1 protein-coding gene (running past one end of the window) is annotated in these 13,240 nt (G+C 72.3%); it reads right to left on the bottom strand.

Translation table 11 applies throughout. The features are described 5' to 3' along the window. Positions 1 to 13,240 carry the start of a type I polyketide synthase gene (locus IE248_RS22440; RefSeq protein ID WP_190031514.1) on the bottom strand. Its footprint begins 21,185 nt before the window's first position, so the window shows 13,240 of its 34,425 coding nt (coding positions 1-13,240); the start codon lies at positions 13,238 to 13,240; the stop codon falls past the left edge of the window.

Raw genomic sequence — 13,240 nt, 5'->3', positions numbered from 1 at the left:
CGGGGCGGCCGGTCTCGTCCGTGACCAGCAGGGCCAGGGTGTGGGGGTCACCCGCGGAATTCGGGGTGAGACGCATGCGCAGCGAAGAGGCGCCCGCCGCGTAGAGGGAGACGCCGGCCCAGGAGAAGGGCAGCAGCGCACCGGTGGCCGCCTGCTCGGCGGGGTCTCCGTGGCCGATCGCGTGCAGACCCGCGTCCAGGAGCGCCGGGTGCAGCCCGAACCGGGCGGCGTCGCCGCGCCCGTCCTCCGGGAGCACCACCTCGGTGAACAGTTCGCCATCGCGCCGCCAGGCGGCCTTCAGCCCCTGGAACAGCGGCCCGTAGGAGACACCGGCCTGCGCCAGGTCCGTGTACAGCCCGTCGATGTCGACGGGCACGGCGCCGGCGGGCGGCCAGGCAGCGAGGTCGGCGAAGGCGAGCGCGGCCTCCGGCCGGGCGCCGGCAGCCAGCACACCGGACCCGTGCCGGGTCCAGGACTCCTCGGCGAGGGCATCGCGGCGACGGGAGTACACGCTGAACGGCCGACGGCCGGGCTCCGTGGGGGCCTCGACGACGAGCTGGAGCTGCACACCGCCCCGCTCGGGCAGAACGAGCGGCGCCTCAAGCGTCAGCTCCTCCACCACATCGCACCCGACCTCGTCACCGGCACGAATCGCCAGCTCCACAAAGGCCGTACCCGGCAGCAGAGCGCTGCCGAGGATCGTGTGGTCCACGAGCCACGGGTGGGTCTCCACCGACAGCCGGCCGGCGAGGAGCACGCCTTCGGAATCGGCGAGCGCCACCGCCGCACTCAGCAGCGGATGCCCGGCATCACCGAACCCGATCGCTTCCGGGTCCCCAGCGGCGAACAACGCCGCACTCGGCCAGAACCGCTGCCGCTGGAACGCATACGTCGGCAGATCAACACGCCGCGCACCACTACCCGCGAAGTACGCCGACCAGTCCACCTCGACACCGTGAGCGTGCGCCCGGGCGAGGGCCGTCACGAGGGTCTCCGCCTCGGGGCGGCCGGCGCGGAGGGCGGGGGCGAAGGTGGTGTGGATGGTGTCGGTCAGGCAGTCCTGGGCGAGGGCGGACAGCACCCCGTCGGGACCGAGCTCGACGTACGCCGTCACGCCCGCGGCTTCCAGAGCGCGCACACCGTCGAGGAAGCGGACCGCCTCGCGGACGTGCCGCACCCAGAACTCGGCCGAACCCATCTCATCCGTGACGAGGCCGCCGGTCAGGTTGGACACGACCGGAATGCGCGGGGCCTCGAACGACAGCCCCGCCACCACCTGACGGAAGTCCTCCAACATGCCGTCCATGTGCGGCGAGTGGAACGCATGACTCACGGTGAGGCGCTTGGACTTGCGGTCCGGGAACGCCTCCGCGACAGCGAGCGCCGCGTCCTCGTCACCGGCGACGACCACCGAACGCGGACCGTTGACCGCGGCGATGCTCACCCGGTCGTTCAGCAGCGGCAGGACCTCGTCCTCCGACGCCTGCACCGCGATCATGACCCCACCGGTCGGCAGCGCCTGCATCAGACGACCACGCGCCGCGACCAGCGCACACGCGTCCTCCAGCGAGAACACCCCGGCGACGTGCGCGGCGGCGATCTCACCGATGGAGTGACCGGACAGGAAGTCCGCCCGCACACCCCAGCTCTCCACGAGCCGGAACAACGCCACCTCGACCGCGAACAGCGCGGGCTGCGTGTACCGCGTCTCGTCCAGCAGGCTCGCGTCCGACCCGAACAGCACCTCCTTCAGCGGCCTGTCGAGCACCGCGTCCAGCTGTGCGCAGACCGCGTCCAGCGCATCGGCGAAGACCGGGTGGGCGTCGTAGAGCTCACGGCCCATCCCGAGCCGCTGGCTGCCCTGGCCCGTGAACAGGAAGGCGGTACGTGCGTCACCGGCCGTTCCCGTGGTGATGCCGGCCACGGACTCACCGGCGGCGAGGCGCGCCAGGGTCTCCCGCAGGTCCTGGCCGTCTGCGACGGACAGGACGAGGGCCGCGCGCTGGTCGAGGTGTGCGCGGCTCGTGGCGAGGGAGTAGGCCAGGTCCTCCGCGTCCACGCCGCCGTCGGCGCCTTCGGCCGCGTCCAAGTGCGCGGTGAGGGAGGCCGCCTGCGCCCGTACGGCTTCCTTGGTCTTGCCGGAGAGGAGGTACGGGAGGACACGGGCCGGTCGCACGGCCGGCTGGGCGTCGGCGGGCGCCGACTGCTCGGTGTCCGGGGCCTGCTCGATGATGGTGTGGGCGTTGGTACCGCTGATACCGAACGAGGAGATGCCGGCCCGGCGCGGACGCCCGGTCTCCGGCCAGTCGCGCTGCTCGGTCAGCAGCTCGACCTCGCCCGCCGACCAGTCCACGTGCGGGGTCGGCGCATCCACGTGCAGGGTCTGCGGCAGCACCCCGTGCTGCATGGCCATGACCATCTTGATGATGCCCGCCACACCGGCAGCGGCCTGGGTGTGACCGATGTTGGACTTGACCGAACCGAGCAGCAGCGGCTGATCGGCCGACCGCTCTTGGCCGTACGTCGCCAGCAGCGCCTGCGCCTCGATCGGGTCCCCGAGACGAGTACCCGTACCGTGCGCCTCGACGGCGTCCACCTCGGCGGCCGACAGACCGGCGCTCGCCAGCGCCTGGCGGATCACCCGCTGCTGCGAAGGCCCGTTCGGCGCCGTCAGGCCATTGCTCGCACCGTCCTGATTGATCGCCGAACCCCGCACCACAGCCAGCACCGGGTGCCCGTTGCGCTGGGCGTCCGACAGCCGCTCCACGAGCAGCATGCCGACACCCTCACCCCAGCCCGTGCCATCGGCACCCGCGGCGAACGCCTTGATCCGGCCGTCCTCCGCCAGCCCACGCTGACGACTGAAGTCGATGAAGTTCTCGGGCGTCGACATGACGGTCACGCCGCCGGCCAGGGCGAGCGAGCACTCGCCCTGTCGCAGGGCCTGGATCGCCCAGTGCAGGGCGACCAGCGAGGAGGAGCAGGCGGTGTCCACCGTCACGGCGGGGCCTTCGAGGCCGAACACGTACGAGACGCGGCCGGACATGACGCTGCCTGCGTTGCCCGTGCCGACGTGGCCTTCCAGGCCGTCCTGTTCGCGGGCGACGAGCGAGAGGTAGTCCTGGCCGTTGGTGCCGACGAACACACCTGCCCGGCTGCCGCGCAGCGACGACGGATCGATGCCCGCCCGCTCGAAGGCCTCCCACGAGGTCTCCAGCAGCAGCCGCTGCTGCGGGTCCATCGCGAGGGCCTCACGCGGCGAGATCCCGAAGAAATCGGCGTCGAACTCGGCCGCTCCGGCGACGAAACCACCCTGGCGGGTGTACGAGGTCCCCGGCTGGTCCGGGTCGGGGCTGTAAAGGCGGTCGAGGTTCCATCCGCGGTCCGCCGGGAAGTCGGCGACCGCGTCCGTACCCTGCGCGAGCAGTTGCCACAGATCTTCGGGGGACGCGATACCGCCGGGGAAGCGGCAGCTCATCGCCACGATCGCGATGGGGTCGCCGTCGACGGCCGCAGCGACGGGAAGCAGGGCGCCGGAGACGGGGATGCTGCCGACGAGCTCCTCGCGGAGGTGGTCGGCCAGCGCGGCGGACGTCGGGTAGTCGTAGATGAGCGTGACGGGCAGCCGCAGCTCGGTCGCCGCACCCAGGCGGTTGCGCAGCTCGACAGCCGTCAGCGAGTCGAAGCCGAGCTCCTTGAAGGCGCGTTCGGCGCCGACGGCGTCCGCGCCGTCATGCCCGAGGACTGCCGCCACGTGCGTACGGACCAGGCCGAGCAGCTCCCGCGTCTGTTCGGCGGGGGCGAGCGCGGCGAGCCGCCCGGCGAGGGTGACCGCCCCGTCCGTGTGCGCGGCGGTCTGGGTACGGGCGTCAGTCCCGGCGCGAGCCGCGCGTACCTCGGTCAGCTCGCTGAACAGTTCACTGCGGCGTACGGCCGTGTGGCCGGACAGGTACCGCTCCCATTCCACGTCGGCCACCGTGAGGGAGGCGTCAGCTGCCCCAACGGCCTGCCGGAAAGCACGTATCGCCGGCTGCGCGTCCATGGGCGGCACGCCGTCCCGGCGCATCCGGGCGTCCAGCGCACCGTCGGCGGCCATGCCGCCCTCGGCCCAGGGACCCCACGCGATCGAGGTCGCGGCCAGCCCGGCAGCACGCCGCTGCTCGGCCAGAGCATCCAAATAGGCGTTCGCGGCGGCGTAGTTCGCCTGCCCAGCGGCACCGATCGAGCCACTCATCGAGGAGAACAGCACGAACGCGGAGAGCTCGATACCCAGCTCGACGGTCAGCTCGTGCAGGTTCAGCGCCGACGTCGCCTTGGCCCGCAGCACGCTCTCGAAGCGCTCCGGCGTCAGAGCATCCAGCACACCGTCATCCAGCACACCAGCGGTGTGGACAACAGCGGTCAGCGTCTCGGCCTCAGCCTCCAGCAGCGCACGCAGGGCATCCCGGTCAGCGGCGTCACACGCCACCACCGACACATCCACGCCCAGCTCCGCCACCAGCGCAGCAGCCCCCGGAGCATCCAGCCCCCGACGGCTGGTCAGCACCAGACGCTCCACACCCGCACCAGCCAGCCAACGCGCCACCCGGCCACCGAGAGCACCCGTACCACCGGTGATCAGAACCGTCCCGGACGGCGTCCACGACTCCGCGCCACCATCCGCAGCCCGAACGAGACGACGCCCGAAGACACCGGACGACCGCACCGCGACCTGGTCCTCACCAGACCCGGCCAGCACACCCACCAGACGGGCCATCGCCCGCTCGTCCCACACCTCAGGCAGGTCAACCAGACCGCCCCAACGCTCCGGCAGCTCCAGAGCGGCAACCCGACCCAGACCCCACACCTGGGCCTGAACCGCAGACACCAGACGGTCCGAACGGCCCACACTCACCGCACCACGGGTCAGGCACCACAGCGGAGCCACGACCCCGGCATCGCCCAGCGCCTGCACCAGAGAAGCCGTCGCGACAACACCCGCAGCCTCATCCAGCGCGAGCAGCGACACCACACCAGAGACGGAACCAAAGCCGGAAAGCTGCTCGGCCAGAGCAACACGATCCGCACCGGGCTCGACAACCACCCGACGCACCTCAGCGCCGCGCCCGGTCAGCGCGCCCAGCACACCAGCAACCAGGGCATCGTCCTCGCTCGCGCTGGGCACGACGGCAACCCACTCGCCACCCAGCACCCCGGCGGAGGCCGCCGGCCCCGCCAGCGGCTTCCACGAGACCCGGTAACGCCAGCCGTCGACCTGCGCCTGCTCCTGGTTCTGCCGACGCCACGCCGAAAGCGCCGGGACGAGCTCACCGAAGCTCGCGTCATCGGACACCGACAGTTCAGCCACCAGAGACGCGAGGTCGCCGCGCTCCACCGCGTCCCAGAAGCGGGCATCGACCGCGTCGACCGTCGGCGCCGCGACAACAGCACCGTTCGACAGGACCGTCTCCGGCCAGTAGCGCTGCCGCTGGAAGGCGTACGTCGGCAGCTCGACGGATCGGGCACCGGTACCGGCGAAGAAGGCGGACCAGTCCACCTCCACACCACGCGCATGCGCCTGCGCCACGGCCGTGACCAGCGTCTCCGCCTCACCACGACCAGCTCGAAGCACCGGCACGAACGCAACATCCGTTTCACCGGTCAGGCAGTCCTGAGCCAGCGCCGACAGCACACCGTCCGGACCCAGCTCCACGAACGACGTGACCCCGGCGCCCTCCAGAGCGCGGACGCCGTCAAGGAAGCGAACCGCTTCACGGACGTGCCGGACCCAGAACTCAGCCGAACCCATCTCGTCAGCGATCAGGGCACCGGTCAGGTTGGAGACGACCGGGATCGTGGGAGCCCCGAAGGACAGCCCCTCCACCACCCGGCGGAAGTCCTCCAGCATCCCGTCCATGTGCGGCGAGTGGAACGCATGGCTCACGGTCAGCCGCTTGGACTTGCGGTCCGGGAACGCCTCCGCAACGGCAAGAGCCGCATCCTCGTCACCGGCCACGACCACCGAACGCGGACCGTTGACGGCCGCGATGCTCACGCGCTCCGTCAGCAGCGGCAGAACCTCGTCCTCAGACGCCTGCACCGCGATCATCACACCGCCCTCGGGCAGCGCCTGCATCAGACGACCACGCGCCGCGACCAGCGCACACGCGTCCTCCAGCGAGAACACCCCGGCGACGTGCGCAGCCGCGATCTCACCGATCGAATGCCCCGACAGGAAGTCCGGCTTCACACCCCACGACTCGGCCAGCCGGAACAGCGCCACCTCAACCGCGAACAGCGCCGGCTGCGTGTACTCCGTACGGTCCAGCACAGCCGCATCCGACCCGAACAGCACGTCGGTGAGCGGCAGTTCGAGGTGGGCGTCCATCCGCGCGCAGACCGCGTCCAGCGCGTCCGCGAACACCGGGTACGTGTCGTAGAGCTCACGGCCCATCCCGAGCCGCTGGCTCCCCTGGCCCGTGAACAGGAACGCGAGTCCGCCACCCGATGCCGTGCCCCGCAGGAGCCCGGTCGCGTGCTCGCCGGCGGCCAGGGCCCGCAGGCCCGCCATCAGCGCATCACGGTCCGCCGCGTCCGCGACCACGACAGCCCGCGTCTCGAACGTGGACCGTCCGGCCGCAAGCGAGTAGGCGATGTCAGCGGGAGCAGCCTGCGGGTTCTCGGCCAGCCAGGAGACGAGCTGCTGCGCCTGGGCACGCAGTCCGGCGGGGTTCTTGCCCGTGACGGCGAACGGCAGAGCCGCAGTCGCGGTGCCCTCGGCGGGTGCCGTCGGCGCCTCGTCCGCGTCCGGCGCCTGCTCGATGATCGTGTGGGCGTTGGTACCGCTCAGACCGAACGACGAGACACCCGCCCGGCGCGGACGGCCGGTCTCGGGCCAGTCGCGCTGCTCGGTCAGCAGCTCGACCTCACCTGCCGACCAGTCGACGTGCGGGGTAGGCGCATCCACGTGCAGGGTCCGGGGCAGCACACCGTGGCGCATCGCCATGACCATCTTGATGATGCCCGCCACACCGGCAGCGGCCTGGGTGTGACCGATGTTGGACTTGACCGAACCGAGCAGCAGCGGCTGATCGGCCGACCGCTCCTGGCCGTACGTCGCCAGCAGCGCCTGCGCCTCGATCGGGTCACCGAGACGAGTACCCGTACCGTGCGCCTCGACGGCATCGACATCCGCCGCCGACAGACCGGCACTCGCCAGCGCCTGGCGGATCACCCGCTGCTGCGACGGACCGTTCGGCGCCGTCAGACCATTGCTCGCACCGTCCTGGTTGATCGCCGAACCCCGCACCACCGCGAGCACCGGGTGCCCGTTGCGCTGCGCGTCCGACAGCCGCTCCACGAGCAGCATGCCGACACCCTCACCCCAGCCCGTGCCATCGGCACCCGCGGCGAACGCCTTGATCCGGCCGTCCTCCGCCAGCCCCCGCTGACGACTGAAGTCGATGAAGGCATCAGGGGTGGACATCACGGTCACACCACCGGCGAGCGCCATGGAGCACTCGCCCTGCCGCAGCGCCTGCACGGCCAGGTGCAGGGCGACGAGCGACGACGAGCAGGCCGTGTCGACCGTGATGGCCGGGCCTTCGAGGCCGAACACGTAGGAGAGGCGGCCGGAGACGACGCTCGCCGCGTTGCCGGTGCCGACGTGGCCTTCGAGGCCGTCGGCCTCACCCGCGACGAGGGTGAGGTAGTCCTGGCCGTTGGTGCCGACGAACACGCCGGCCTGGCTGCCCTTCAGCAGGGCGGGGTCGATGCCGGCCCGCTCGAAGGCCTCCCACGAGGTCTCCAGGAGCAGCCGCTGCTGCGGGTCCATCGCGAGGGCCTCGCGCGGCGAGATCCCGAAGAAGCCGGCGTCGAACTCGGCGGCGTCGTAGAGGAAGCCGCCCTCGCGCGTGTACGAGGTGCCCGGCTGCTCCGGGTTGGCGTCGTAGAGGCGGTCCAGGTCCCAGCCGCGGTCCGCGGGGAAGTCGGCGACCGCGTCCGTACCCTGCGCGAGCAGGCGCCAGAGGTCCTCGGGAGTGCGGACCCCGCCGGGGAAGCGGCAGCTCATCGCGACGATCGCGATGGGATCGTCGTCGGTGGCGGCGGCGACGTGCTGGGGAGCGTCCGCCTTGGGCGCGTTGCCCATCAGTTCGCCTCGCAGGTACTCCGCGAGGGCCGACGAGGTCGGGTAGTCGTACACGAGGGTGGCCGGGAGCCGCAGCGCGGTGGCCGCGCCCAGGCGATTGCGCAGGTCGACGGCGGTCAGGGAGTCGAAGCCGAGCTCCTTGAAGGCGCGTTCGGCGCCGACGGCGTCCGCGCCGTCATGCCCCAGGACAGCGGCTACGTGCGTACGGACCAGGCCGAGCAGCTCCCGGTCCTGTTCGGCGCGCGGCAGCTCTGCGAGCTTCGCGAAGGCGGCGCCCGCGACGTCCGTGCCGGTGACCACGGTCCCCTGGCCGGTGACCGAGGCGGAGCCCTGCGAAGCGGCGGTGGCGAAGTCGGCCACCGACGGGTTGGGGCGCACCGCTGCCACGACCGACGAGAAACGGTCCCAGGCGATGTCCGCGACGGTCAGGGCGGCTTCGCCGGCGCCGACGGCCTGCGCCAGCGCGGCGATCGCGGAATCGGGGGCCATCGGCGGCACACCCTCGCGCCGCATCCGCGCGTCCATCGCCTCATCGGCGGCCATACCGCCCTCGGCCCACGGACCCCACGCGATCGAGGTCGCGGCCAGCCCGGCAGCACGCCGCTGCTCGGCCAGCGCATCCAAATAGGCGTTCGCAGCAGCGTAGTTACCCTGACCGGCCGCACCGATCGAGCCGCTCATCGAGGAGAACAGCACGAACGCGGAGAGCTCGATACCCAGCTCGACGGTCAGCTCGTGCAGGTTCAGTGCCGACGTCGCCTTCGCCCGCAGCACGCTCTCGAAGCGCTCCGGCGTCAGAGCATCCAGCACACCGTCATCCAGCACACCAGCGGTGTGGACAACAGCGGTCAGCGTCTCGGCCTCAGCCTCCAGGAGCGCGCGCAGGGCATCCCGGTCGGAGGCGTCACAGGCCACCACCGACACATCGACGCCCAGCTCCGCCACCAGCTCAGCAGCGCCCGGAGCGTCCAGACCCCGACGGCTGGTCAGCACCAGACGCTCCACGCCCGCACCGGCCAGCCAACGCGCGACCCGACCACCCAGGGCACCCGTGCCACCGGTGATCAGGACCGTCCCGGACGGCGTCCACGACTCCGCGCCACCATCCGCAGCCCGAACGAGACGACGCCCGAAGACACCGGACGACCGCACCGCGACCTGGTCCTCACCAGAACCGGCCAGGACACCCACCAGACGGGCCATGGCCCGCTCGTCCCACACCTCGGGCAGGTCAACCAGACCACCCCAACGCTCCGGCAGCTCCAGAGCGGCAACCCGCCCCAGACCCCACGTCTGAGCCTGAACCGCAGACACCAGACGGTCCGAACGACCCACGCTCACCGCACCACGGGTCAGGCACCACAGCGGCGCCTCCACCCCAGCCGCACCCAACGCCTGCACCAGAGAAGCCGTCGAGACAACACCCGCAGCCTCATCCAGCGCGAGCAGCGACACCACACCGGCCACAGAACCCGCATCGGAGAACAGACCGGCATAGTCAGCACCGGCCTCGACAACGACCCGCCGGACCTCCGCACCACGACCGGCCAGCGCAGCCACCACAGCCGTGTCATCCACGCCCTCGGACGCCACCACCACCAGCCACGACCCCGACAGCCGCACGCCACCAGCGGCGGCGTCCGTCAGCGGCTTCCACGACGCCCGGTAGCGCCAGCCGTCCACCTCGGACTGGGTCCGGACCCGGCGGCGCCATGCCGACAGGGCCGGGACGACCTCGCTCAGGGGCTGTTCGCCGTCCGCGTCCAGTTCGAGCGCGGCGGCGAGCGCGGCCACGTCCTGGTGCTCGACCGCGTCCCAGAACGCGTTGTCGGCCGGGTCGGTCCGGTGCGCGGGCGAGGTGGCCGGCTCGGTGGCGGGGGTGCGGGCGTTCATCCAGTAGCGCTGCCGCTGGAAGGCGTACGTCGGCAGCTCGACGGATCGGGCACCGGTACCGGCGAAGTAGGCGGCCCAGTCGGTCTCGGCGCCGCGGACGAACATGCGGGCGACGGCGTCGAGCAGGGTGGTGGTCTCGGGGCGGCCGGAGCGGAGCGCGGCGGCGAAGACGGGGTTGGTGGTGTCCTGCGGGTCGGTGACGAGGCAGTCCTGGGCCATGGCCGTGAGGACCGGGTCGGGGCCGAGTTCGAGGAAGGAGTCGGCGCCGCGCGCGCGGAGGGTGCGGACGCCGTCGAGGAACCGGACGGCTTCGCGTACGTGCCGGACCCAGTGTTCGGGGCTGGCGAGCTCGGCGGCGGTGGCGGTGGTGCCGGTGAGGAGGGAGACGACGGGGAGGGTGGGCGTGCCGTAGTCCAGGACCTGTGCCACGCGGCGGAACGCGTCGAGCATGGCGTCCATGTGCGGCGAGTGGAAGGCGTGGCTGACGGTGAGCCGCTTGGTCTTGCGGCCCTGTGCCTCGAAGGCCTCGGCTACGGCGAGCGCTGCGTCCTCGTCGCCCGCGACGACCACCGACTGCGGGCCGTTGATGGCCGCGATGCTGACGCGGTCGGTGAGCAGCGGCAGGACCTCGTCCTCCGAGGCCTGTACGGCGATCATCACGCCGCCGGTGGGGAGGGCCTGCATCAGGCGGCCCCGGGCGGCGACGAGCGCGCAGGCGTCTTCCAGGGTGAAGACGCCCGCCACGTGGGCGGCGGCGATCTCGCCGACGGAGTGGCCGGCCACGAACGCGGGGCGCAGGCCCCAGGATTCGACGAGCCGGTACAGGGCCACCTCGACCGCGAACAGTGCGGGCTGGGTGTAGGCGGTCTGGTGGAGGAGGGCGGCCTCGGGGGTGTCCTCGTCGGCGAACAGGACGTCGAGCAGGGGGTGTTCGAGCTGCTCGTCCAGGTACCAGGAGGCGTCGTCGAGGGCGTCGGCGAACACCGGGTAGGTCTCGTACAGTTCGCGGCCCATGGCCAGGCGCTGGCTGCCCTGGCCGGTGAACAGGACGGCGGGGCGGCCGGCCGCGGGCTCGCCGTGGATGACGGCGGGTGTGTCGGCGGCGTCGGCGAGGGCGTGCAGGCCGCGCTGGAGGGCGGTGCGGTCGTCGCCGAGGACGACGGCGCGGTGTTCGAAGCGGCTGCGGGTGGTGGCGAGGGAGTGGCCGATGTCGACGGGGGTGGCGTCGGGGTGGGTGTCGAGCCAGTCGCCGAGGCGTCGGGCGGTGGCGCGCAGGGCTTCGGGGGTCTTGGCGGACAGGGCCCAGGGCAGCAGCGGCAGCGGCAGCTGGTCGGCCGCGGCTTCCGGTTCGTCCGTGGCGGGGGCTTCCTGGGCCGGGGGCTGGTCCTCGGCGTGCTGGGCGGCGTCCTCGGTGGGCGGTTCCTCGATGATGGCGTGGGCGTTGGTGCCGCTCATGCCGAACGAGGAGACGCCGGCGCGGCGCGGGGCGTCCGCGGTCGGCCATGCGACGGGCTCGGTGAGGAGCGAGACCGCTCCGGCTTCCCAGTCGACGTGCGGGGTCGGCGCGTCCACGTGCAGGGTCTGCGGGAGCACGCCGTGGCGCATCGCCATGACCATCTTGATGACGCCGGCGACACCGGCGGCGGCCTGGGTGTGGCCGATGTTGGACTTGAGGGAGCCGAGCCACAGCGGCCGCTCCGCGGGGCGGTCCTGGCCGTAGGTGGCGAGCAGGGCCTGTGCCTCGATGGGGTCGCCGAGGGTAGTGCCGGTGCCGTGCGCCTCGACGGCGTCGACGTCGGCGGAGGTCAGGCCGGCGTTGGCGAGGGCCTGGCGGATGACGCGCTGCTGGGCGGGGCCGCTGGGCGCGGTGAGGCCGTTGCTGGCGCCGTCCTGGTTGATGGCGGTGCCGCGGACGACGGCGAGGATGTGGTGGCCGGCCGCGCGTGCGTCGGAGAGGCGTTCCACCAGCAGCATGCCGGCGCCTTCGCCCCAGGCGGTGCCGTCGGCGCCCGCCGCGAAGGGCTTGCAGCGGCCGTCGGGGGCGAGGCCGCGCTGGCGGCTGAAGGAGACGAACGAGCCGGGGCTGGCCATGATCGCGACGCCGCCGGCGAGCGCGAGGGAGCACTCGCCGCTGCGCAGGGCCTGGACGGCGAGGTGCAGGGCGGCGAGCGAGGAGGAGCAGGCGGTGTCGACGGTGACCGTGGGGCCTTCGAAGCCGAAGGTGTAGGCGATGCGGCCGGAGGCGACACTCGCTGCGTTGCCGGTGACGAGGTAGCCCTCGAACCCGTCGGCGGCGTCCTCAAGCCGGGGGCCGTATTCCTGGGTCTCGGCACCGACGAATACGCCGATCTGGCCGCCGCGGAGTCCGGAGGGGTCGATGCCGGCCCGGTCGAAGGCCTCCCAGGAGGTTTCCAGGAGGAGGCGCTGCTGGGGGTCCATGGCGAGGGCTTCGCGCGGGGATATTCCGAAGAATGCGGCGTCGAATTCGTCGGCGTCGTGGAGGAATCCGCCTTCGCGCGCGTACGTGGTGCCGGCGCGGTCGGGGTCGGGGTCGTAAAGCGAGTCGAGGTTCCAGCCGCGCCCGGTGGGGAATTCGGAGATGGCGTCGGTGCCGTTCGCGACGAGTTCCCAGAGCGCTTCGGGGGAATGGACGTCGCCGGGGAAACGGCAGCCGATGCCGACGATGGCGATGGGTTCGTCGCTGCTGATGGCGGCGGTGACGGGTGCCTCGGCGGGGGCGGTCAGGCCCAGGAGCAGGGCGTGGATCCGGCGGGCGAGGTGGGCGGGGGTGGGGTGGTCGAAGGCCAGGGTGACCGGCAGGCGCAGGCCGGTGCCGGCGACGAGCCGGGCGTGCAGGTCGACGGCGGCGAGCGAGTCGAAGCCGAGGTCGAGGAAGGAGCGTTGCGGGTCCAGGGCGGTGGGTGCGGCGTCGCGGAGGGAGGCGGTGACGAGGGAGGAGACCCAGTCGAGCAGCGTGGTGTGCTGTTCGGTCTCGGTCAGCCCGGCCAGTCGCTCGCGCCATCCGTCGGGCCCGTCGGTGCCGCCGCTCGCGCCGTCATCGCCGGTCTCAGCGTCGGCCCCGGCACGGGTGTCACCGTCGCCGTCGGCCGCGGCCCCGGCGCTGTCGGTGCCTTGGGGTTCGCGCTCGGTTCCCTGGGTTCCGCCGGCCTCGGAGGCGTCGTCGGTTTCGGCAGCGAAATCCTGGGAATCGTTCAACAT

Origin of the sequence: Streptomyces goshikiensis (assembly GCF_014650555.1) — a bacterium.
GTDB classification, from domain to species: Bacteria; Actinomycetota; Actinomycetes; order Streptomycetales; family Streptomycetaceae; genus Streptomyces; species Streptomyces goshikiensis.
This window is presented reverse-complemented; position numbering and strand designations above follow the sequence as displayed.